This window comes from Novosphingobium sp. (assembly GCF_027486195.1).
Taxonomy (GTDB): Bacteria; Pseudomonadota; Alphaproteobacteria; order Sphingomonadales; family Sphingomonadaceae; genus Novosphingobium.
In genome coordinates, this window is sequence record NZ_JAIXPP010000111.1 from 42,570 (window position 1) to 63,881 (window position 21,312).

A 21,312-nucleotide genomic window follows, 5' to 3' on the forward strand; every position below is an offset into this window, starting at 1 on the left:
AGATGTACCAGATCACCTGTCCCCACTGCGGCCCGCGTGCCCAGACCGAGTTCACTTACGAGCGCACGACCGATTCCGTCGTCGATCCCGCCGCCGATGCGCACACCGCGATGCAGGCGCTCTACACTCGCGCCAATCCGATGGGCCTCGATGAAGAAATCTGGCGTCATACCTATGGCTGCCGCGCGTGGATGGTGCTCACCCGCCACCGCGTCACCCATGTGATCGAAGCGGTGAAGGCCATCGGTCCGGAGGCGCTGGCATGAGCGGCCCCGCACGCGCGCCCTCGGGCGAAGAGACGATCCCGTTTACCTTCGACGGCACGACCTACCACGCGCGCCCGGGCGATACGCTTGCCGCCGCGCTGCTGGCCAACGGCGTCGGCCTCGTCGCGCGCAGCTTCAAGTATCACCGCCCACGCGGGATCATGTCCGCCGGAATCGAGGAGCCCAACGCGCTTGTCACGGTGGGGAAAGGTGGCCGCACCGAACCCAATACCCGCGCGACCGATGTGTTTGTCTATCCCGGCATGGTCGCCATGAGCCAGAACCGCTGGCCGAGCCTGTCGTTCGACATCGCGTCGATCTTCGGCCTCGCTGCGCCCGCGCTCGGTGCCGGGTTCTATTACAAGACCTTCTTCGGCCCGGCGAAGCACTGGATGCTTTATGAGGGCTTCATCCGCCGCGCCGCCGGCCTCGGCAATGCGCCGACCGAGCCCGATCCCGACAATTTTTCGCAGCGCGCAGGCTTCTGCGATGTGCTGGTGGTCGGCTCCGGTCCGGCAGGCCTCAAGGCCGCGCTCGAAGCCGCCGAGGCAGGCAAGCGCGTCATGCTGGTCGAGCAGGACGCTGTCCCCGGCGGCTCGCTCCTTCGCGATCCTGATCCCGCCATCGATCCCGCCGCGATGGTCGAGCGGATCAAGGCTCTGGGCGGTGAAGTCCTCCTGCGCACCACGGCTTCGGGCTACTGGGACCACAACTTCCTCACCCTCACCCAACGCCTTGTCGAACCCGGCGCAGTCCCGCCGCATGGTTTCGCCCAGCGACTCTGGCACGTGCGGGCAGGGCGGGTGGTGCTCGCCACTGGCCTGATTGAGCGGCCAGTGCCCTTTGCCAACAACGACCACCCCGGCGTCATGCTTTCGCAGGCCGTGCGGAGCTATGTGCGCCGCTGGGGGGTGCTTCCGGGCAAGCGTGTTGTTGTCGCCACCAATAACGATGATGCCTATCTCACGGCGCAGGCCCTTGTCGAAGCAGGCGCAGAAGTCGTTGCCCTGCTCGATGCCCGCGCTTCTGGCCCCGCCGCACCTGCTGGCGTTAGCGTCCATTACGATGCGCGCCCCTCCAGCGTCACCGGCCGCAAGCACGCGCTGCGCAATGTCACGGCCGTTATCGGTGGCAGCGAGCAGAGCTTCGAGGCGGACCTGATCGCCGTCTCCGGCGGCTTCGTGCCCGTATCGCACCTCCACATGCAGGCAGGCGGCAAACTCGTCTGGAACGAGGAGGCGCAGGCCTTCATCCCCGGCGAAACGCCGCAGATGTGCGAGACCATCGGCAGCGCGCTCAGTCCGCCACCTGCGCCCGCTGTGGCGCCAGCGGGCAAGGCCAAGAAAAGCTTTGTCGATTTCCAGAACGACGTCAGCCTCGCCGATATCGATCTCGCCTGGCAGGAAGGCTACCGCTCGGTCGAGCACCTGAAGCGCTACACCACGCTGGGCATGGCGACCGATCAGGGCAAGACCAGCAATATGGTCGCGCTCTCGCGGCTAGCCGAAAAGCAGGGCGTGACCGTTCCGCAGGCCGGCCTCACCACCTTTCGCCCGCCGTTCACGCCCGTCACCATGGGCCTTCTGGCAGGCGCCGGCGCACGCAATGCGGGGGCACACGTGCGCCGGATCCCCTTGCATGTGCTGCACAAAGCGCACGATCCGATCTGGCAGCCGCTGGGCTACTGGTTCCGCCCGCGCGCCTATCCGGTGGATGGGGAGAGCCTTGCGCAGGCCGCGCTGCGCGAGGCACGCACCGTGCGCACCGTGGCAGGCCTCAGCGATGTTTCCACGCTCGGCAAGTTCGAAGTGAGTGGTCCCGATGCGGCTGCACTGCTTGAGCTTGTGTGCGCCACCACAGTCGGCAAGCTGGCGGTCGGGCGCGGGCGCTACACCTTCATGCTGCGCGAAGACGGCTTCGTCAGTGACGACGGCACCGTCTGGCGCCTTGCCGAGAACCGCTACCTGCTGACGAGTTCCACCGGCGGCGCGGACCGCATGGCCCACCACATTTCCTATGTGCGCAACAGCCTGCGGCCGGACCTCAAGTGCTCGGTTGTCAACGTGCAGGAACACTACGCCGGCATCGCGCTAGCTGGCCCGCGCGCCCGCAGCATCCTTTCCGCACTCATCGGCGCCGAACCGCCGCGCCACATGGGCTATGTCCCCGGCGTTCTGGCGGGCGTTCCGGTCCATGTCCTTGCCGCCAGCTACAGCGGTGAGCGTGCCTTCGAAATCCATGTCGAAGCGAGCCATGCCGCCGCCGTCTGGAAGGCCATCGAGGCCGCGACCCGCGCCGAGGGCGGCGCGCCCTATGGCCTCGAAGCGATGGAATTGCTGCGGATCGAGAAGGGCCACGTGGTCGTCGGCGGCGAAGTCGATGGCCGGTCTACCCCGCAGGATCTCGGCCTTGGCGGCATGCTCAACAAGGCGGGCGGCTTTATCGGTGCGGCGGGCCTTACGCGGCCTGCCCTTGCCTTGCCGGACCGCAACAATCTCGTCGGCCTCGTCAGCCTTGATGGTCCGATCCCCGAGGGCGGCATGCTGATCCAGCGCGCGGGCCAATCGCCGCAAGGCCATGTAACCGCCGCGGCCCGCCGCATTCTGGAGGGTGGAGCCATCGCGCTCGCGCTGCTGGAGGGCGGGCACAAGCGCCACGGCGAGGAAATGATCGTCAGTTCGCCCACGCGCGGGGAGAAGGCCCGCGTGCGCGTCACCTCGCCGCACTTCTATGATCCTGCTGGGGAGCGCTACCGTGACTGATCCCACTTCGATCACAGTGATCCCGGCCGCGCCGCTCCATGCGCTGGAAATCTGGGCAAATCCGCAGGCGGTCGCTACGCGCGTGCAGAAGGCGCTCGGTTTCGCGCTGCCCGTCATGGGCCGCAGCGCGGCCAATGGCGCGATCACGCTGATGCGCTTTGAACCGAACGTGTGGCTGGCCGAGGGCGATGTCTCGGTGCTTGCCGATACGCTGGGAGATGACGGCGCCCTTACCGGCATCGGCGGCGGCGTCGTGCGCTTCCGCATTGCTGGCCCAGGCTGGCGCGAGCTTCTTCTGGAAGGCGGGGTGTTCGATACCAGCGCTGCCGCTTTACCGGCGGGCGCCACCGCTGCCACGGTCATCGACCATGTCGGCGTGCGGCTCCATGTGGAGAGCGATGACGCCTGCGTGGTCTATGTGCCGTCAAGCTATGCGCAGAGCCTCCACCACTTCTGGGACGCAGCGCTGCCGCTGTTGGGGGCCTGAGGCCGCTACCCTGTTCCCTCAAAACCTCGTCATTGCGAGGAGCGAAGCGACGAAGCAATCCAGAGCGCCGCGCACAATCGCTCTGGATTGCTTCGCTACGCTAGCAATGACGAGGCTTGCGAGGTCTGGGAAGGGTGGGGCCGTTAGTGAATCCGCGCGCCCTGCCGCCTGAGCTCCGCCTGCACCGCGCCAATATCCAGCGCATCGAAATCACGCCCCGTCTTCACCGAAATCGCCGCCGCCACGCCCGCGCCTTGCCCAGAGACTGCGCAGCACATCATGTTGCGCACGGCGGCGTGGCTCACCTTGTCCCCGCCGATCACGCGGCCTGCAACCAGCAGGTTCGTGATCCCCTTGGGCACCAACGAGCGATAGGGCACGTGGAAATAGCGCCCCGTCGTCGGCAGGATCAGCAGGCCATAGCCATCGATGAACTCTGGGAAGATGCCGATGGAATCCTCAAAACGTCCTTCGCCGCGCACATCATCGCCGGTCATGTTGTAGGCCGCGTCGATCTTGCGCGTGTCGCGCACCCCCAGCGTCATGCCGAAGTTGCGCAGCTTGGCCCCCTCGCACCCCGGCATGAAGCCGCGCAGCGCGGCAATCGCGTGCATCGCATCGCGGCGGCCGTGCATTTCGCCGCGCGTCAGGCTGTCCGGATCAGTGCCGTCGAGATAATGGTGGACGAGGTTGAGGTAGGTGAGGTCGCCCTGATCCGAAACCGTGCCCCAGGTGCCCGCGATGGTCGCAAGGTTGGGCGGCAGCAGCCCGGCGGCGAGCGCCTGCCGGAAGGGCTTGCGCAGGAAAGGCGAGAACATCGCGTCCTCCTTGCCGCTGGTGGTGATGTCCCACTCGCCGCCACCGGACCAGTCGCCATAGGTCTGCGGATCGGCCTTCACCGCGTCGATGAAGCGCGCCTTGTTGACCCCGCTCATAGAGAACATGACTGAGACCGACATCATCTCATCGACCGGATGCTTGATGGTCGGCGCGCCGCCGCGATGTGCGAGGTCGGCATCCCCGGTCGCATCGATGACCCGCTGCGCGAGGATCGCCTCGCGCCCGGCTTTGCTTTCCACGATCACGCCCCGGATCGTGTCGCCTTCCATGATCGGCGCGACCACCAGCCGGTGGAGCATCGGTATCACGCCAGCTTCCTCCACCAGCACGTCCGCCACATGCTTGAACGCCTCGGCATCGAGCGCGTGGCTGATCGATTGCGGTTCGGGCAGCGCCGCATCCATTGCCACCGCGCGGTCTTCGAACTCGCGGCCGATGCCTTCGCTATCGATGGTTTCGGGATGGCGGTACCAGGCAAAGCCTTCAACGCCGACTTGCGTGATGTTTCCGCCGAAGCAGCCATAACGCTCAACCAGCGTGGTCTTCACCCCCGCACGTGCCGAGGCGAGCGCGGCGGCGAGGCCGCCCGGCCCCGATCCCACCACGAGCACGTCGGTCTCATGGATCACGTCGATCTGGCGGGCGGGTTCTTCGATCTGTCTGGTCATGGCGGCGCAGCATGGCGCAAGCACGGGGGCGGTCAACCGGCGCGGGGGGCGCCGCCTGCCATTAAGCAAGTCTGATGTAGAGGTTCAGCCTGGGTGATGGCGATCAGACGCGGCGGATGCGCGAAGGGTCGGTCATCGGGGTGATCACCCGGTGGCGGTTCTCGACCTTCCATTCGCCCGAGACCTGCGCGACATGCGCCTGCCGCTGGAGCGCACGGCCCAGCGCTTCGAGATCGAGCGGTGCGTCGAGCTGCATGCCGAAGGTGTGGCCGCCGAACCAGCGGACGATACCGTTCACTTCCTGCTCGCCGGGCAGCACCACCAGCACGCGCTCGCCGCGCACTGGCGCGGGGCCGCGAGCACTGGCGCCGAGCCCGCTGGCCGAGACATTGCGGATCACGATATCCTGCACTTCGCCATCCCGATGCACCAGGCGCGCGCGGATGATGCGGGGCTGGCGCTGCTCGCGCACAACCTGGTCAGTCGGTGGAATGGGAGCCATGAAGGACATCTACCGCACCATCACCTTGAACGAGCCACTCGGCGCCGATCCTGCGCCGTCATGTCATAGTGGACCAAAGGCGGTAAACGATCCGTTATGGATGGTCTTTCATTGATGCGATTTGAGCAATAATTCTGGTTATGCAGCTTGCGGGGAGCCCGGATGAGGTCCGAAACTCCCCGCTTGCACGTCAGGCCGCGTCGACCATCACGATTTCGCTGTCTTCGAGCGCGGTCAGGGTCAGCACGTCAAGGTCGCGAATCGCCGCGCCGTCGCGGGCATTCACGGTCACGTCCGCGATCTTCACCGCACCGGTCGCCGGCACGAGATAGGCCTTGCGGTCGCTTCCGAGCGGGTAGCTCGCGGTTTCGCCGGCCCGCAGGGTGAGGCCCAGCACGCGGGCGTCGGTGCGGATCGGCAGGGCATCGCCGTCGCCTTCATAGCCCGAGGCCAGCGTCACGAACTGCCCGGCGCGTTCACCCTTGGGGAAGGGCCGTGCGCCCCAACCGGGGGCCTCGCCGCTGCGGGTGGGCATGATCCAGATCTGGAAGATGCGGGTCGTCACGTCCTCCATGTTGTATTCCGAATGGCGGATGCCGGTGCCCGCGCTCATCACCTGCACATCGCCCGCTTCGGTCCGGCCCTTGTTGCCCAGGCTGTCCTCATGGGTGATCGCGCCTTCGCGCACGTAAGTGATGATTTCCATGTCGCGATGGGGATGGGGCGGGAAGCCGGTGCGGGGTGCGATGGTATCGTCGTTCCACACACGCAGGTTGCCCCAGTGCATCCGCGCCGGATCATGGTATCCTGCAAACGAGAAGTGGTGCTTGGCATCAAGCCAGCCGTGGTTCTCACCGCCAAGGCTGGCGAAGGGGCGCAGTTCGATCATGGTCTTGTCTCCTGTCCGGCGCCGCCTGCCGGGAAGGGGAGGGGCGCTTTCGTTGGAGCCGATATAGCGCTTGCCCGCTTTCCTGATCAGTGGGATAAATTGAACCGGTTTGTTCTATGGAGCCGAACGATGGCCAATCCCGGCACCCCCACGCTCGATCAGCTGCGTATCTTCCTGACGATCGTCGATACCGGCAGCTTCGCCGGCGCTGCACGCAATCTGGGCCGTGCGGTCTCGGTCATCAGCTACGGCGTGGCCAATCTCGAAGCCCAGCTCGGTGTCTCGCTATTCGACCGCGAAGGGACCCGCAAGCCGCAGCTCACCATGGCCGGCCGCGCGCTGCTGGCGGAAGCCCGCGCCATTGCGCAAGGGGTCGACGGCCTGCGCGCCAAGGTCAAGGGCCTGCTCGACGGGTTGGAGGCCGAAGTCGATCTTGCGGTCGATGTCATGGTCCCGCCCGAGCGGCTGGCAGCGGTGCTGCGCGGGTTTGCTGCCGAGTTCCCGACCGTGCAGCTCAGGCTCCATGTCGAGGCGCTCGGCGCGATCAGTGCCATGGTCCTGGCCGGAACCGCCACTATCGGCGTTTCGGGCCCGCTGGCAACCGAAGTTCCAGAAATCGATGGCAAAGTTGCGGGTGCCACGCTGCTCGTCCCTGTGGCCGCGCCCGACCATCCGCTAGGCCGGATGACCGAAATCCTCCCCGGCGCGGGGCGAGACTATATCCAGCTCGTGCTGTCGGACCGTTCCGGCACGACTGCAGGCCGCGATTTTGGCGTCGTCAGCCCCAAGACCTGGCGGCTGGCCGATTTGGGCGCCAAGCACGCGCTGCTGCGCGAAGGGATCGGCTGGGGCAACATGCCGCTGCCGATGATCGAGGGCGATCTGGCGGCGGGCACGCTGGTCCGCCTCGCGATGCCCGATCACCCGGGCGGCGCTTATCGCTTCACCGCGATCTGGCGGCGCGACACGCCACCGGGCCCTGCCGCGCGCTGGCTGCTGGATCAGTTCGTGGCGCTGGGCGTGCCGGATGCCGAGGCCTGCAACACGCCGGACGTTTAGGACTCAGCTGACGCCTGTCGCAAAGTCCTTCAGCATCTGCTTGGCGATCACCAGTTGCATGATCTGCGTGGTGCCTTCGTAGATGCGATAGATGCGCGCATCGCGGAAGAAGCGTTCTGCCTCATATTCGGCGAGATAGCCCGCGCCGCCGTGGATCTGCACGCAGCGGTCTGCCACGCGCCCGCACATTTCGGAGGCAAACATCTTGAACGCGGCGGCTTCCATCAGGATCTTCTGCCCCGCGTCTGCCTTGGCGATTGCGTCGCGCATCATGCATTGCGCGGCGTAGATTTCGGCCTGGCTGTCCGCCAGCATCGCCTGGATCAGCTGGAACTGCGCGATCGGCTCACCGAAGGCTTTGCGTTCATTGGCATAGCGGATCGCGGTATCGAGGAAGCGCCGCGCCTGCGCCGTTGCCGCCGCACCCACCGAAAGCCGCCCGTTGTCGAGGCTCTGCATTGCGGTGGCGAAACCCTTGCCTTCCTCGCCGCCGAGCAGTGCATCGCCGGGCACGAAGACGTCTTCCAGAATGATATCGCCGATATGGCTGCCCTGCTGGCCCATCTTTCTGTCGGACTTGCCGCGCGTGATACCCGCCGTATCGAGCGGCACGAGAAACGCCGAAACATGCGCGTTGCGCGGCAGGTTCTCCTTGCTCGTGCGCGCCATGATCAGCCCCACTTTGGCGTAGGGCGCATTGGTGATGTACCGCTTGGTGCCGTTGAGCACATAGCCATTGCCCGAACGCACCGCCATGGTCGCAAGCCCAGCCGAATCCGAACCCGAACCCGGCTCGGTCAGCCCGAATGCCGCGATCTCACCCGCCGCCAGCCTTGGCAACCATTCGGCCTTCTGCTCTGCCGTGCCGGCATTCTTGATCGCCGAACAGACCATGCCGATGTTGATCGAGATGATCGAGCGGAACGCCGGCATGGCATAGCTGATCGCGTGGATCGTCTCGATGTACTGGCTGATGTTCATGCCTGCGCCGCCGTATTCCTCGGGCATCGTCAGGCCGAACAGGCCCATCTCGCGCATTTCGGCCAGAAGATCGTCCGGGATCGCATCGCCCGCGATGACCTGCGCCTCGGCCGGAATCAGCCGCTCACGCACATAGCGCTGCAATTGCTCCAGGAACTGGGCGAAGACCTCCGCGTCCATTCCGGGATTGTGGGTCGCGCCATGCGCACTGCTCATCTGGCCATCCTCGTCATTCTGCTTGTCTCTCCAACGCTAGCCAAGAATTCGCGGCGGGGGAATTGCCCTTTGCACGCACCAATCAGGGTTACTGCGTAGCTGCGCAGTCAGCCGCTTTCAGCCACACCGGTGGCATGAACATCAGACCATGCTGAAACGCGTCGAAACCTCCGAGCTGCGGCTCGGCATGTTCATTCAGAAGCTGGAGGGGAGCTGGTTCAAGCATCCCTTCTGGAAGAGCAAGTTCTTGCTCGAAGAGATGTGGATGCTCGAAGCGCTGCAGGGAAGCGCGGTCGAAGCCGTGATCATCGATACCGAGCGCGGGCTGAACAATGTGCCCGAGCGCGAGGTGGCCACGGCAGGAGCGGCACCGCCGCCCCAGCGCGGGATGCCACTAGTGCCGCCGCGCCCAACGGCCAACAAGTTTGCGGCCGCCCGCGTTGCCACAGCGAAGGAATTCGGCACCGCGCGCAAGATCGCCGAGCGCCATTCCAAGCTGGTCAGCCGCGTGTTCATCGAAGCGCGTCTCGGCCGCGGGATCAGCGCGCGCACGGTCGATCCGTTGATCGACGATATCTACGCCTCGGTGCAGCGCAATCTCTATGCCTTCAACGGCCTCCTGCGCTGCCGAGAGGACAGCGAGGAAACCTACCGCCACGCGCTCGCCACCAGCGCGCTGATGATCGCGCTGGCCCGCCAGATGAACCTATCTGCCGCAGAGACACGCGATGCGGGCATGGCCGGCCTTCTCATGGATATCGGAGCCAATCAGGAAACCGGTGGTCCGCCGCACCCGGAGGATGTCTGGGCCGGTGGCACTACCGATCTCGAAACTGATGCGCATTGCCAGCATGTGCTGGCGGGCCATGCCTTGCTGAAAGCGGCGGGTGAAATTCCCGATACCGTGCTCAAGGTCTGCCTGCGCCATCATGAGCGGCTCGATGGCAGCGGCTATCCGCACCGCCTTGCCGGGAACGACATCGACCAGCTTTCGCGCATGGCGGCGATCTGCGATACCTACGATCTGCTCGTCGCGGGCAAGCATGGTCGGCCCGGGCTCGATCCGGCCGAGGCGATCCGCCATATGGGCGAGCATTGCGAGGGCCTCGATCCCGTGATCATGGTCGATTTTATCGAGATGGTCGGCATCTATCCGATCGGCGCTTTCGTGGAGCTGCGCTCGGGCCGCCTGGCCATGGTGGTCGACGAAGATCCCACCGAACGCGCGCTGCCTACGGTCTACACCTTCTGGTCGAGGCCGCTCGACAAGAAGGTGAAGGGCGAAGCCATCGTCCTCTCGCAGTGCTACGGCGCGGACGGGATCGTCGGCATCGCGCAGCTTGGCGGGCTCGATGTGCCCCCGCTTGGCGCGCTGCGCGAGTCGCTGCTCGGCGCTTATGCGCGGGCGGCAGGCGCCTGACCCAGAAGTTCGAGCGCCAGCGCCTCGGCGACACGAATGCCATCCACCGCTGCTGAAAGAATGCCCCCCGCATAGCCCGCGCCTTCGCCCGCAGGGTAGAGGCCGGGGGTATTGAGGCTCTGCAGATCAGCCCCGCGCGTAATCCTGACCGGTGACGAGGTGCGCGTTTCCACCCCCGTCAGCACCACGTCGGGATGGTCGTAGCCCGGCATCTGACGGCCGAACACCGGCAGCGCCTCACGCATCGCGGCAATCGCGAAATCGGGGAGGCACTGCGCAAGGTCGGTCGGCGTGACCCCCGGCTGGTACGACGGGGTGATCGAACCGAAGCTGGTCGAAGGGCGCCCGGCAAGGAAATCGCCCAGTTTCTGCCCCGGCGCGCTGTAGTTGCTGCCGCCTGCCACATAGGCGAGCTCCTCCCACTTGCGCTGGAACGCCACGCCCGCGAGCGGCCCGCCGGGATAGTCACGCTCGGGATTGATATCGACGACGAGGCCGGAATTGGCGTTGAACTCGGCGCGGGAATACTGGCTCATGCCATTGGTCACCACGCGGCCCGGTTCGGAAGCCGCTGCCACCACGCGCCCGCCCGGACACATGCAGAAGCTGTAGACCGAGCGGCCGTTGCTCGCCTGATGTGCCAGCGAATAGGCCGCCGGGCCCAGGATCGGATGCCCCGCGCCCGGCCCATAGCGCGCCACGTCTACCAGTCGCTGCGGGTGCTCGATGCGCACGCCCACTGCAAAGGGCTTGGCTTCGATATGCACCCCCGCGCTATGCAGCACGGCAAAGGTATCGCGTGCGGAATGGCCCACCGCCATGATCACGCGCCGTGCAGGCAGGACTTCGCCGGTAGAGAGGACGAGGCCTTCCAGCTGCCGTTCGCCGCGCTCGTCCTTGCCGATCACGAAATCCTCGACCCGCGTCTCGAAGCGGTATTCGCCGCCCAGCGCCTCGATCGTCTCGCGGATCGACATGACCATCGTGACAAGCCGGAAGGTGCCGACGTGCGGGTGCGCTTCGGTGAGGATTTCCGGTGGTGCACCCGCCTTGACGAACTCGGTCAGCACCTTGCGGCCGAGATGGCGCGGGTCCTTGATCCGGCTATAGAGCTTGCCGTCCGAAAACGTGCCCGCGCCGCCTTCGCCGAACTGGACGTTCGATTCCGGGGTAAGCTCGCTTCGCCGCCAAAGGCCCCAGGTGTCCTTGGTCCGCGCGCGTACCGCCTTGCCGCGCTCGATGATGATCGGCTTCAGCCCCATCTGCGCAAGGATCAGCGCGGCGAGCAGGCCGCAAGGGCCCGCACCGATGACGACCGGGCGCGGCCCATGCCAGCCTTGCGGCGCCATGACGGGGAAGCGGTAGGCGGTATCGGGGGTAGGGCGGACTTGCGCGTCACCCGCATGGCGCGCGAGCACGGCGGCTTCGTCGGTCACACTTGCGTCGATCGCATAGACCAGCTTGATCGCCGACTTGCGCCGTGCATCGTTGCCACGCTTCGCCACGGTGTAGCGCAGCAAGGCGGCAGGCTCGATCTCCAGCCGCTCGGCAATCGCGGCTTCGAGATCGGCAGTCGTGTGATCGAGGGGCAGCTTGAGTTCGGTGAGGCGAAGCATTCCCGTCCCCTACTCACTGCGGGGGCGGCTTGAAAGCAGTCCATTCGCGAAATCCGCGAAAGAGCGGATTTCGAGGCGGCACCAGCCCGCTCCCCGCCCGGCCACCCATTCAGGTTACTCTCGTGGGTGGCCGGGCGGGGGAGCGGGCTGGTGCCGCCTCATCCGAACCGCAGGTTCGGATCATAAATCAGTGCATGTGCCCGGCGACAATCGCGTCAAACACAGCCTCGTGCAGCGGCTCGATGAAGGCGCAGCCTGCCTCGAAGCGGTCGACCCAGACAACCTTGGCCTGGCGCGGTGGCAGGCCGGGGAGGGTGATCCACACGCTTTCGCCCACACGCAGCCGCTCCATGCCGGCAAGGCGCAGGCCGTGGCACGAAAGATCAAGGATCTGCGCTGCGAGCCGCACGATCGAGCGCCGATACTGCACGCGCACCATCAGCGGGCGGCGCTCTGACTGGCGCTCCTGCTGTGGACGTTGCTCGGGCAGTTCGGCGGCCATGCTTGCTCCCGGTGGTCTGTCCGGAATGACGGACGCTCTCGATATATGTCCACAATGACTACTTTTCCTTTAACCCGATGGAAATGATGACAAGCGGCGGAATTCCGCGCTATTTGCCGCGGGCATGGAACTTGTCCTCCACACCTACTGGCGCTCTTCTGCCGCATGGCGGGTGCGCACCGTGCTCGCGTTCAAGGGGCTTGCGTGGGAAGCTGCCCCGCACGATCTGCGCATCAACGAACAGACCGCGCCCGATTATGTCGCGCGCAATCCGCAGGGCCTCGTGCCGACGCTCGAAGTGGATGGCGCAGTGCTCACGCAGAGCCTTGCGATCATCGAATACCTCGAGGAACGCTATCCCCAGCCGCCGGTCCTGCCGACAGACCCGCTGGACCGCGCCCGCGTCCGTGCGTTCGCGATGGCCATAGCCTGCGATATCCACCCGGTGCAGAACTTGCGCGTGCTGCGCATGCTGCGCGCGCGCGGGCTTGAGTCTGCGGCGGTCGATGGTTGGGCGCGCGAAGTGATGGAAAGCGGACTTGCGGCCTGCTCGCGCCTGATCGAGGACCGCAGCGGGCCGTTCTGCTTCGGCGCGGCGATCACGCTGGCCGATGTCGTCCTGATCCCGCAGATGGCCAATGCCCGCCGCTTCGGCGCGCGGACCGACTATCCCCGGCTGGAAGCGATCGAAGCCGCCGCGCTTGCGCATCCCGCCTTTGCCGCCGCGCGGCCCGATGCGCAGGGTGACGCCGATCCCGCCTGATTGACATTCGCGGCGGCAGCGCGAAGGTTGCGGGCATGCAAACCCGAACGCTCCTGCTCGCCGCTTCCGCCGCATTGGCACTCATCGCCGCCGGCCCCGCCAACAGCGCGCCGAAAAAGGCTGCCGACCCTGCCGGCGCGCTCCAGCAGCGGCTGCTGACGCTTGACACCCACCTCGATACGCCCGCCTCCCTCGCGCTTCCAGGCTGGTCGATCATGGATGCGCACACGGTGGCGCAGGATTACACGCAGGTCGATCTGCCGCGCATGAAGCAGGGCGGGCTCGATGGCGGGTTCTGGGCGATCTATACCCCGCAAGGGCCGCTCGACGCGGAATCCACTCGCAAGGCGCGCGATTTTGCGCTGATGCGCGGCGTTGCCATCCGCGAGATGGTCGCCGCACACTCCGAAAGCTTCGCGCTTGCCAGCAAGGCCGCCGATGCCGCCGCGATCAAGGCGAGCGGCAAGCGCGTGGTCTACCTCTCGATCGAGAATGCCTGGCCGCTCGGCGATGATCCCACGCTTCTGCGCAGCTTCTACGCCATGGGCGTGCGCATTGCGGGCTTTGCGCATTTCCGCACCAACCAGTTCGCTGATAGCTCGACCGACAAGCCCAAGTGGGATGGCCTGAGCCCGCTCGGCGTCCAGCTGCTTGCCGAAATGAACCGCCTCGGTGTCGTCCCCGATCTCTCACACAGCTCCGACCGCACGCTCGATGATGCGCTGCGCCTCTCGAAGACGCCGCTGGTGCTTACGCATTCGGGCTGCAAGGCGGTGTTCGATCACCCGCGCAACATCGATGACGCGCATCTCAAGGCGCTCGCCGCGGCCGGCGGTGTCATCCAGATCAACTCGGTCTATGTGAAGGGCCTCAAGCAAAGCGCCGAGCGCGAGGCCGCGATGAAGGCGCTCGAGGAAAAGTACCCCGAAGACCGCAAGCTCACTGCCGTCGAGCGCCAGTCCATGCTCGCCGAGCGCCATGCGATCGACGTGAAGTACGCGGAGCTGCGCGCCACCTTCGAGGACGTGATGGCCAATCTCCTCCACGCTTTGCAGGTCGCGGGTGTCGATCATGTCGGCATCGGGCTCGATTGGGACGGCGGCGGCGGCGTGACGGGGCTGGAGGATATCGCCGATCTGCCGAAGATCACCAAGGCGCTGCTCGCCGCCGGCTACAGCGAGGCCGATGTCGCCAAGATCTGGTCGGGCAATGTCCTGCGCGTTCTGGCAGCCGCCGAGGCTGAGGCGGCGAAGGAGCAGGCTGCCGGAACGTGAGTTGACTACCAAACCCCGCTCACCCTGGGCTTGCCGAAGGGGTGCTGGCGAACCTGGTGCGCTAGCGCACCTGCGCCTTCAGCCCGAGATGCGCGGCGAGCGTCTTGAGATCACGCTCCACGCCTTCGTTCACCAGCACCGCAATTTGCGGCTGTACGGCGAGCACCAGCGCGCTGCCTTCAACGCGCAGTGCGCTGCCGCTGATCCCTTGCGCGGTATTGCCGCTGAAACGCCGACACAGCCGCGTCGCGAGGCCCCAGGCCTGCGCCTCGCGCAGCTGCTCGGGGGATGCCAGCAGGCCAAGATCTGCCGGCAGGTCAGAGCGCCCGGTATTGGCGATCATCGCGGCCGCCAGCATCGCCCGGTCCGCCGGTGACGCCCCGATCCAGCGCTTGCGCAGCGCCCATTCGCGCGCAAGGTCGCCGCGCAGGTTCGGCTCGACCATGGCGGTGGCGAGGCACAGCATCGTCGCGGTGAGGCGCAGGTGCTCCGTGCCGGACGCTGCATCAGGCAGCCTTGCCGCAGCGGTCCAGCCGGTCACCATCGCGCCAGTACCCGCGGAGATGCCGTAGTCGGTCGCAAAGGCGGCCGCACCCGCGACTAGCGGATCCTGCATCCGCACAGCCGGTGCCATGCGGTCCCACAGCACACCTTCGCGCAGGCCCCAGGATGAAAACACCAACCGCCCCGGCTGCAGCGCGCGGATCAGCACGAAGAGCAGCGCGGCCGTGTCCGGCAGCGCGGCAAGGCGCGCGCTTGAAAGCCCGGGCACCGGCAGCAGCGTTTCCGGCTTGCGCTTCCCAAGCGCCTTGGCGAGCGCCTGTGCTTGCGGTGCGGCAATCTCGAAGCCATGCGGATCGTCGATCGGCCAGCCGGACATGGTCATGGCATGCCGCGCAAAGGCGCGCAGCGATCCGCCGACGAGATGGAGCGTCGAACCCGGCGCCGCCCGCCAGTCCGCGCGCTTGAGCATCCTGGCGATGTTTTGCCCGAATGCGCGCTCGCCTCCGGCGCGCAGACCTGGCAGGCGCAGTGTGCCCAGCGGCAGCGACGTGCCGTGCCGGCAGCCATCTGCATCGACATCGACAAGTTCGAGGCTGCCCCCGCCGAGATCGCCCACCACGCCATGCGCGCCCGGAAACGCCCCCATCACGCCGTGCGCGCTGGTGATCGCTTCCTCCTCGCCGCTCAGCAGCCGGGGTGAAAGGCCGAGCGCGCGGATCTGGTCGAGGAACTGGCCGCCATTCACCGCATCGCGTGCCGCCGCCGTCGCCACCACATCGACCTCGGTGATGCCCTTCAGATCGAGCAGCGTGCGATAGCGCGCCAGACTTGCCAGTGCCGCGCCCATCGCGCGTTGGCCCAGCTTGCCGTTATCGGCCACACCCTTGCCCAGCCGCGCGGTCACTTTCTCGTTGTGCAGCACATCGGGCGCGCGCGCCGGTCCGCCATAGATGACGAGACGCACGGTGTTGGAACCGATGTCGATGATCGCCCGGGTGGGCACATAGGCAGAGGTGCGGGTGAAGCGGGGCATGGCGTTACTGGGGCGGCATTCCGCCGCGCCGGAGCGCCAGCTTGGGCACCTTGCGGCCCTTGCTCAGCGCCGCGCCGCGCCCGGAGAGCGAGGGGTTGGTCATGAAATAGCGATGGACATTGAACGGCGTCGGCCCCGGATCGGCACGGTGGTAGGTGCCGTCCGCATCGAGGATCCAGCTTTGCTCGGTATCGAGCAGATTGGCGAGCATGACCTGATCGAGCACCTGATCGTGCACCGTGGGGTTCCTGATCGGCACCAGCACTTCGACCCGGCGGTCGAGATTGCGGGTCATCCCGTCGGCCGAGGAAATGAACACCCGCGCCCGCCGGTTCGGCAGCAGCGCGCCGTTGCCGAAGGCCCAGATGCGGCTGTGCTCAAGGAAGCGGCCGATCACCGACTTGACCCTGATCTTCTCCGAAAGCCCCGGCACGCCGGGCCGCAGGCAGCAGATGCCGCGCACGATCAGGTTGATCTCCACCCCTGCGCTGCTCGCCGCATAGAGCCGGTTGATGAGCTGGCTGTCGGTCAGCGCATTGAGCTTGGCCCAGATCGATGCGGGCTTGCCGGCTTCGGCCAGCGCGATCTCGCGGTCGATGCATTCATAAAGCTTGCGGCGCACCCCGATGGGCGCAATCGCCAGCATTTCGGTCGCCTTGGGCTCGATATAGCCGGTGATGAAGTTGAACAGCAGCCCGGCATCGCGCCCGAACTTGGGGTCTGCGGTGAAGAAGCTGAGGTCGGTATAGATGCGCGCCGTCACCGGGTGATAGTTGCCCGTGCCGAAGTGGCAGTAGGTGCGGTAGCCATCGCCCTCGCGCCGCACGACCATCGAGACCTTGGCGTGGGTCTTCCAATCGACGAAGCCGTAGATCACCTGAACGCCCGCGCGTTCGAGCTGGCTCGCCCAGTGGAGATTCTGCTCCTCATCGAAACGCGCCTTGAGTTCGACGACCGCCGTTACCGACTTGCCCGCCTCGGCCGCGGCAATCAGCGCCGCGATCACGGCCGATTGCTTGCCGGCGCGGTAGAGCGTCTGCTTGATCGCCACGACATCAGGGTCGGAGGCCGCCTGCCGGAGGAAATCGACCACCACGTCGAAGCTTTCGAACGGGTGATGGATCACCAGATCCTTGGTGCGGATCGCGGCAAAGCAATCGCCGTCATGCTCGCGTACGCGCTCGGGATAGCGGGGGATGTAAGGCTCGAACTTCAATTCGGGCCGGTCGGTATCGACGATCACCGAAAGCCCGTTCATCGCCAGCAGCCCGCCCGCCTTGATCACCATGGCATGATCGAGCCGCAGCTTGTCGCGCAGCAGGGCTTCGGCTTCGGGATCGAAGTTTTCCTGAACCTGCAGCAGGATCACCTTGCCGCGCCGCCGCCGCTGGATCGCGGTGCGGAAATAGCGGACGAGATCCTCTGCGTCTTCCTCGACCTCGATGTCGCTGTCGCGCAGCACGCGGAAGGTGCCGTGGCCCTGGATGCGGAAACCGGGGAAGAGCTTGCCCGCGCCGCGCAGGATCAGCTCCTCGATGCTGATCCAGCAGGCCGGATCGCCCGGCATGCGCACGAAGCGCGGCAGCGCGGGGGGCACGAGGATCATCTCGGTCACCGCTTCGCCATCCGCCAGCCGCGAAAGCGTGAAGAGGATACCGGTGCCCTGATTGTTGATGAAGGGGAAGGGGTGCGCCGGATCGATCGCCTGCGGGGTCAAGGCCGGGAAAACATGTTCCTCGAAGTAGTGCGCCAGCCAGTCGGACTGTGCCTTGTCGAGCTTGCGGTTCCCGACGATGCGGATGCCCGCCGCGTCCAGCTGGCCAGTCAGATCAGCCAGGATGGCCTGCTGCGCGCGCACCAGTTCCTCGACCCCGCGATAGGCTGCGTGCAGCTGCTGGGTCGGCGTGAGGCCGTCGATCGAAAGCTCGTCGATTCCCTGCCGCACTTGCGCGGCGAGACCGGCGACGCGGACCATCATGAATTCGTCGAGATTGCTGCCCGAGATCGAGAGGAAGCGCAGCCGCTCCAGCACCGGATAATTGGGGTTCTGCGCTTCGGCGAGCACGCGGCGGTTGAACGCGAGCCAGCTCAGCTCGCGGTTGAAGTAGCGATAGGCCGGCGGGGCAGGGACATTTGCTGCACCTTCAACGACCGGGCTGGCAACGACCGGGCTGCCAACGACCGGGCTGGTCGCTGCTGCGATGCCGGGTACCGCTGTTTGCGGATCATCCATGGTCTATGCTCCCCCCGATGTCCGCCGCAGTGCGGCGGATCGCGGCGCGGCATGGTTGCCGATTGCGACAGTGCGATGACATGCGCAGGGCATAGCACGAGGCAGGGCGGGACAGGCAAGGGGCGCGCGGGTGTTTTGCCGGACCTTTGCATTGCCCCGCGGAGGAACCGCGCGGGTGTGGGTGCGTTGTAGGAATGAATGTCTACTCATTTCATCGACATTTTGCCTCGCTTGGGCGCGTGCCTATTCTCTACTTTATGAGTTGAGATAACCTGATGCAGGAATTCGGGGGCGAATCGAAGGGCAAGGACGCGCCAGCGGGTCTGCCGGCGCAGCCAAAAGCTTCTCTTTGCCGCCCCCAAGCAGAACTCTAATGTCTATCTTATTTATTGAGTTTAGTGACGACCCGACGCGCTGGGGGCCACCCCGGGGCTGACGCCAACGGGAGTACGAAGCATGACCACTCGCGACACGACCTTTCCCTTTGGCCGCCCTCTTGGCCGCCGCGTGGTCTTTGCGGGCGCATTGGGCCTCGGCCTCATGCTGGCCGGCTGCTCGGGCGGGGGCAGCAAGAACGGCGCAATCGAGTTGACCAACGTCTCCTACGATCCAACGCGCGAGCTCTATCAGGCGATCAACCCGGCCTTTGCCGCGTTCTGGAAGCAGAAAACCGGCAAGGACGTCACTTTCCGTATGAGCCATGGCGGCTCGGGCAAGCAGAGCCGCGCGATCATCGACGGGCTGGAGGCGGATGTTGCCACGCTCGCGCTCGCCTACGATATCGACGCCATTTCGGAGAAGGGCAAGCTGCTCCCGGCCGATTGGCAGAAGGCGCTGCCTGACAACAGCGCGCCCTACACCTCGACCATCGTGTTCCTCGTGCGCAAGGGCAATCCCAAGGGCATCAAGGACTGGGGCGACCTTGTGAAGCCCGGTGTCGAAGTGATCACCGCCAATCCCAAGACGGGCGGCGGCGCGCGCTGGAACTTTCTCGCTGCCTGGGCCTATGGCCGCAAGGCTGGCGGCTCTGATGCTGCGGCCGAGGCTTATGTGAAGCAGCTCTTCCAGCACGTGCCAGTGCTCGACAGCGGTGCGCGCGGCTCGACCACGACCTTCGTCGAACGCGGCATCGGCGATGTTCTGATCTCATGGGAAAACGAGGCCTTCCTCGCTGAGAAGAAGCTTGGCGCGGGCAAGTTCGAGATCGTGACGCCCTCGCTCTCGATCCTCGCCGAACCGCCGGTTGCGGTGATCAGCGCCAATGCCAAGAAGCACGGCACGAGCGAAGTCGCCGAGGCCTATCTGCGCTATCTCTACACGCCCGAGGCGCAGACCGCGATTGCGCACAACTTCTACCGCCCACGCGATCCGGCCATTGCGCAGCAGTTCAAGGCGCAGTTCCCCGAGATTCCGATGGTCACCATCGACAAGGACTTCGGCGGCTGGGCCAAGGCGCAAAAGACGTTCTTCGACGATGGCGGCGTGTTCGACCGCATTTACGCCAAGAAGTAGGCCCGCCGCTCCATGCCCGCATCGATCCAGCGCTGGAGGCAGCCATCCGTGCTGCCCGGCTTCGGCCTCAGCTTCGGCTTCACCCTCGCGTGGCTGACGCTGATCGTGCTGATCCCGCTCGCCACGATCTTCCTCAAGGCCGCCGGCATGGGCTGGGCGGAGTTCGTCGCCGTCGGCTTCAGCCCCCGCGCGATGGCCGCCTATCAGCTGAGCTTCGGCACGGCGGCGATGGCGGGGCTGGTCAACGCGGTGTTCGGCCTCGTCGTTGCCTGGGTGCTCGTGCGCTACAGCTTTCCCGGCAAGCAGGTGGTGAGCGCGCTGGTGGACCTGCCTTTCGCGCTGCCGACCGCCGTCGCCGGCATCGCGCTTACCGCGCTCTATACGCCTGAAGGCTGGATCGGCCAGTATCTGGAGCCGCTCGGCATCAAGGTTGCCTTCACCTGGGTCGGCATTTCGATCGCGCTTGTTTTCATTGGTCTGCCGTTCGTCGTCCGCTCGGTCGAGCCTGTGCTCGCCGATCTTGGCCGCGAGGTCGAAGAAGCCGCCGCAACGCTGGGCGCCACGCGCTGGCAGACCTTCCGCCACGTGATCTCCCCCGCCATCGGCCCCGCGCTGCTCACCGGCTTCGCGCTCGCCTTCGCCCGCGGGGTTGGGGAGTATGGCTCGGTGATCTTCATTTCGGGCAACATGCCTGGCCGCACCGAGATCGCGCCGCTGCTGATCGTTACCCAGCTTGAGCAATATGCCTATGCCGGCGCCACCGCGATTGCCGTGGTGATGATGCTCGCCTCGTTCGCGGTGCTGCTGCTGATAAACCTGATTCAGGCCGCCAGCCGGCGGAGGATGGGCGCATGAGCACGGCACCCACCACCGAAAGCCCGCTGGCGCGCGCTGCGCTCATCACAGTCGCGCTCGTCTTCCTTGGCTTCTTCCTGCTGCTGCCGCTGCTTGCGGTGTTCAGCGAGGCGCTGGAGCAGGGTGTTGGGCCGTTCCTCGATGCGCTCCACACGCCCGATGCGCTTGCCGCGATCCGGCTGACCCTGATCATCGCGGCCATCGCGGTTCCGCTTAACATGGTGTTCGGCGTCGCCGCGAGCTGGGCGATCACCAAGTTCCAGTTTCCGGGCAAGGCTCTGCTGATCACACTGATCGACCTGCCGTTCTCGGTCTCGCCGGTCGTCTCGGGTCTGATCTTCGTGCTGTTGTTCGGCGCAAATGGCCTCTTCGGCGCATGGCTCGCCGAGCACGACCTCAAGATCATCTTCGCGGTCCCCGGCATCGTTCTGGCGACGGTGTTCATCACGTTCCCGTTCGTTGCGCGTGAGCTCATCCCGCTCATGCTCGAACAGGGCAAAGACGACGAGGAGGCCGCGATCTCCTTGGGCGCCTCGGGCTGGCAGACGTTCTGGCACGTCACCTTGCCCAACATCCGCTGGGGCCTGCTCTACGGCGTGCTGCTGTGCAACGCGCGGGCCATGGGCGAATTTGGCGCGGTCTCGGTCGTCTCGGGCCATATCCGGGGCGAAACCAACACGATGCCGCTCCATGTCGAGATTCTCTACAACGAGTACGATTTCGTCGGCGCCTTCGCGGTCGCCTCTCTCCTCGCGCTGCTCGCCCTGGTGACGCTCGTCGCCAAGACGGTGCTCGAATGGCGCTTCGGCCTCCATGCAGGAGCACGGCATTGATCCATCTTCGCGGCATAACCAAGCAATTCGGCGACTATCCGGCGCTGCACGGCATCGATCTCGATGTCGCGCCGGGCGAGTTCATCGCGCTGCTCGG

At 66.0% G+C, this 21,312-nt stretch carries 18 protein-coding genes; 10 read left to right on the forward strand and 8 right to left on the reverse strand.

Annotation, left to right across the window (positions count from 1 at the left end; all coding sequences use genetic code 11):
* The first annotated feature begins 2 nt into the window (after nucleotides 1–2).
* From Q0071_RS19160 to Q0071_RS19170, 3 genes are read left to right on the forward strand one after another with little or no spacing between them, the layout of a single operon-like run.
* Nucleotides 3–266: a sarcosine oxidase subunit delta gene (locus tag Q0071_RS19160; RefSeq protein WP_298173489.1), complete on the forward strand. Its 264-nt coding sequence runs from the start codon at nucleotides 3–5 to the stop codon at nucleotides 264–266.
* Complete coding sequence (locus Q0071_RS19165) at nucleotides 263–3,028, forward strand: 2Fe-2S iron-sulfur cluster-binding protein (RefSeq protein ID WP_298173492.1); 2,766 nt, start codon at nucleotides 263–265, stop codon at nucleotides 3,026–3,028. Before Q0071_RS19160 ends, Q0071_RS19165 begins: the two co-directional genes overlap by 4 nt.
* Nucleotides 3,021–3,515 carry a sarcosine oxidase subunit gamma family protein gene (locus tag Q0071_RS19170; protein WP_298173495.1) on the forward strand — a complete coding sequence of 165 codons (495 nt, stop codon included), beginning with the start codon at nucleotides 3,021–3,023 and terminating at the stop codon, nucleotides 3,513–3,515. The genes Q0071_RS19165 and Q0071_RS19170 overlap by 8 nt, the downstream gene beginning before the upstream one ends.
* Nucleotides 3,516–3,658: 143 nt before the next feature.
* Here Q0071_RS19170 and Q0071_RS19175 read toward each other — a convergent pair whose 3' ends face one another.
* The 3 genes from Q0071_RS19175 to Q0071_RS19185 form a co-directional block, all read right to left on the reverse strand.
* A complete protein-coding gene (locus tag Q0071_RS19175) occupies nucleotides 3,659–5,023 on the reverse strand; it encodes an FAD-dependent oxidoreductase (protein ID WP_298173498.1) in 1,365 nt (454 codons plus the stop codon).
* A gap of 103 nt (nucleotides 5,024–5,126) precedes the next feature.
* Entirely contained in the window at nucleotides 5,127–5,525 is a 399-nt protein-coding gene (locus Q0071_RS19180; protein ID WP_298173501.1) for a PilZ domain-containing protein, read from the reverse strand.
* A 190-nt stretch (nucleotides 5,526–5,715) separates the two neighbouring features.
* Nucleotides 5,716–6,414, reverse strand: coding sequence for a pirin family protein (locus Q0071_RS19185; protein ID WP_298173503.1), 699 nt, complete (start codon nucleotides 6,412–6,414; stop codon nucleotides 5,716–5,718).
* 129 nt (nucleotides 6,415–6,543) lie between these two features.
* On the opposite strand from Q0071_RS19185, the gene Q0071_RS19190 reads away from it, so the two are divergent.
* Nucleotides 6,544–7,473: a LysR family transcriptional regulator gene (locus Q0071_RS19190; RefSeq protein WP_298173505.1), complete on the forward strand. Its 930-nt coding sequence runs from the start codon at nucleotides 6,544–6,546 to the stop codon at nucleotides 7,471–7,473.
* A 3-nt stretch (nucleotides 7,474–7,476) separates the two neighbouring features.
* Here the strand turns inward: Q0071_RS19190 and Q0071_RS19195 are convergent, their stop codons facing one another.
* Nucleotides 7,477–8,670 carry an acyl-CoA dehydrogenase family protein gene (locus Q0071_RS19195; RefSeq protein ID WP_298173507.1) on the reverse strand — a complete coding sequence of 398 codons (1,194 nt, stop codon included), beginning with the start codon at nucleotides 8,668–8,670 and terminating at the stop codon, nucleotides 7,477–7,479.
* A 148-nt stretch (nucleotides 8,671–8,818) separates the two neighbouring features.
* On the opposite strand from Q0071_RS19195, the gene Q0071_RS19200 reads away from it, so the two are divergent.
* Complete coding sequence (locus tag Q0071_RS19200) at nucleotides 8,819–10,090, forward strand: HD-GYP domain-containing protein (RefSeq protein ID WP_298173509.1); 1,272 nt, start codon at nucleotides 8,819–8,821, stop codon at nucleotides 10,088–10,090.
* On the opposite strand, the gene Q0071_RS19205 is transcribed toward Q0071_RS19200, so the two are convergent.
* Together Q0071_RS19205 and Q0071_RS19210 are read right to left on the reverse strand one after the other, a co-directional pair.
* Nucleotides 10,066–11,706: an NAD(P)/FAD-dependent oxidoreductase gene (locus tag Q0071_RS19205; protein ID WP_298173511.1), complete on the reverse strand. Its 1,641-nt coding sequence runs from the start codon at nucleotides 11,704–11,706 to the stop codon at nucleotides 10,066–10,068. The two genes, Q0071_RS19200 and Q0071_RS19205, sit on opposite strands and share 25 nt — an antisense overlap.
* A 187-nt stretch (nucleotides 11,707–11,893) precedes the next feature.
* Complete coding sequence (locus Q0071_RS19210) at nucleotides 11,894–12,208, reverse strand: PilZ domain-containing protein (RefSeq protein WP_298173513.1); 315 nt, start codon at nucleotides 12,206–12,208, stop codon at nucleotides 11,894–11,896.
* A gap of 124 nt (nucleotides 12,209–12,332) precedes the next feature.
* Between Q0071_RS19210 and maiA the strand changes: the two genes are divergently transcribed.
* Complete coding sequence (maiA, locus tag Q0071_RS19215) at nucleotides 12,333–12,971, forward strand: maleylacetoacetate isomerase (RefSeq protein WP_298173515.1); 639 nt, start codon at nucleotides 12,333–12,335, stop codon at nucleotides 12,969–12,971.
* Nucleotides 12,972–13,006: 35 nt separating this feature from the next.
* A complete protein-coding gene (locus Q0071_RS19220) occupies nucleotides 13,007–14,245 on the forward strand; it encodes a dipeptidase (protein WP_298173517.1) in 1,239 nt (412 codons plus the stop codon).
* A gap of 61 nt (nucleotides 14,246–14,306) precedes the next feature.
* Here the strand turns inward: Q0071_RS19220 and Q0071_RS19225 are convergent, their stop codons facing one another.
* The gene (locus Q0071_RS19225; protein WP_298173519.1) at nucleotides 14,307–15,782 is read right to left on the reverse strand and encodes a Ppx/GppA family phosphatase; all 1,476 of its coding nucleotides are present in this window, start codon (nucleotides 15,780–15,782) and stop codon (nucleotides 14,307–14,309) included.
* Nucleotides 15,783–15,786: 4 nt separating this feature from the next.
* On the reverse strand, nucleotides 15,787–18,015 hold the full coding sequence (locus Q0071_RS19230) for an RNA degradosome polyphosphate kinase (protein WP_298173521.1): 2,229 nt from the start codon (nucleotides 18,013–18,015) through the stop codon (nucleotides 15,787–15,789).
* Between the two features lie 540 nt (nucleotides 18,016–18,555).
* On the opposite strand from Q0071_RS19230, the gene Q0071_RS19235 reads away from it, so the two are divergent.
* The 3 genes from Q0071_RS19235 to cysW are packed head-to-tail and all read left to right on the forward strand — an operon-like array spanning nucleotide 18,556 to nucleotide 21,215.
* Nucleotides 18,556–19,527 carry a sulfate ABC transporter substrate-binding protein gene (locus Q0071_RS19235; protein ID WP_366886806.1) on the forward strand — a complete coding sequence of 324 codons (972 nt, stop codon included), beginning with the start codon at nucleotides 18,556–18,558 and terminating at the stop codon, nucleotides 19,525–19,527.
* Between the two features lie 12 nt (nucleotides 19,528–19,539).
* Nucleotides 19,540–20,382, forward strand: a complete 843-nt coding sequence (gene cysT, locus Q0071_RS19240; RefSeq protein WP_366886804.1) for a sulfate ABC transporter permease subunit CysT — start codon at nucleotides 19,540–19,542, stop codon at nucleotides 20,380–20,382.
* A complete protein-coding gene (gene cysW / locus Q0071_RS19245; RefSeq protein WP_298173527.1) occupies nucleotides 20,379–21,215 on the forward strand; it encodes a sulfate ABC transporter permease subunit CysW in 837 nt (278 codons plus the stop codon). Before cysT ends, cysW begins: the two co-directional genes overlap by 4 nt.
* Nucleotides 21,216–21,312: the final 97 nt, after the last annotated feature.

What these genes read in the sequence shown, in the direction of transcription:
- Q0071_RS19200 (WP_298173509.1), top strand. Translation starts at nt 8,819, where the DNA reads ATGCTGAAACGCGTCGAAACCTCCGAGCTGCGGCTCGGCATGTTCATT.
- Q0071_RS19210 (WP_298173513.1), bottom strand. Translation starts at nt 12,208, where the DNA reads ATGGCCGCCGAACTGCCCGAGCAACGTCCACAGCAGGAGCGCCAGTCA.
- Q0071_RS19235 (WP_366886806.1), top strand. Translation starts at nt 18,556, where the DNA reads ATGCTGGCCGGCTGCTCGGGCGGGGGCAGCAAGAACGGCGCAATCGAG.
- Q0071_RS19220 (WP_298173517.1), top strand. Translation starts at nt 13,007, where the DNA reads ATGCAAACCCGAACGCTCCTGCTCGCCGCTTCCGCCGCATTGGCACTC.
- Q0071_RS19165 (WP_298173492.1), top strand. Translation starts at nt 263, where the DNA reads ATGAGCGGCCCCGCACGCGCGCCCTCGGGCGAAGAGACGATCCCGTTT.
- Q0071_RS19175 (WP_298173498.1), bottom strand. Translation starts at nt 5,023, where the DNA reads ATGACCAGACAGATCGAAGAACCCGCCCGCCAGATCGACGTGATCCAT.
- maiA (WP_298173515.1), top strand. Translation starts at nt 12,333, where the DNA reads ATGGAACTTGTCCTCCACACCTACTGGCGCTCTTCTGCCGCATGGCGG.
- Q0071_RS19230 (WP_298173521.1), bottom strand. Translation starts at nt 18,015, where the DNA reads ATGGATGATCCGCAAACAGCGGTACCCGGCATCGCAGCAGCGACCAGC.
- Q0071_RS19160 (WP_298173489.1), top strand. Translation starts at nt 3, where the DNA reads ATGTACCAGATCACCTGTCCCCACTGCGGCCCGCGTGCCCAGACCGAG.
- Q0071_RS19225 (WP_298173519.1), bottom strand. Translation starts at nt 15,782, where the DNA reads ATGCCCCGCTTCACCCGCACCTCTGCCTATGTGCCCACCCGGGCGATC.
- cysW (WP_298173527.1), top strand. Translation starts at nt 20,379, where the DNA reads ATGAGCACGGCACCCACCACCGAAAGCCCGCTGGCGCGCGCTGCGCTC.
- Q0071_RS19205 (WP_298173511.1), bottom strand. Translation starts at nt 11,706, where the DNA reads ATGCTTCGCCTCACCGAACTCAAGCTGCCCCTCGATCACACGACTGCC.
- Q0071_RS19180 (WP_298173501.1), bottom strand. Translation starts at nt 5,525, where the DNA reads ATGGCTCCCATTCCACCGACTGACCAGGTTGTGCGCGAGCAGCGCCAG.
- Q0071_RS19190 (WP_298173505.1), top strand. Translation starts at nt 6,544, where the DNA reads ATGGCCAATCCCGGCACCCCCACGCTCGATCAGCTGCGTATCTTCCTG.
- Q0071_RS19195 (WP_298173507.1), bottom strand. Translation starts at nt 8,670, where the DNA reads ATGAGCAGTGCGCATGGCGCGACCCACAATCCCGGAATGGACGCGGAG.
- Q0071_RS19185 (WP_298173503.1), bottom strand. Translation starts at nt 6,414, where the DNA reads ATGATCGAACTGCGCCCCTTCGCCAGCCTTGGCGGTGAGAACCACGGC.
- cysT (WP_366886804.1), top strand. Translation starts at nt 19,540, where the DNA reads ATGCCCGCATCGATCCAGCGCTGGAGGCAGCCATCCGTGCTGCCCGGC.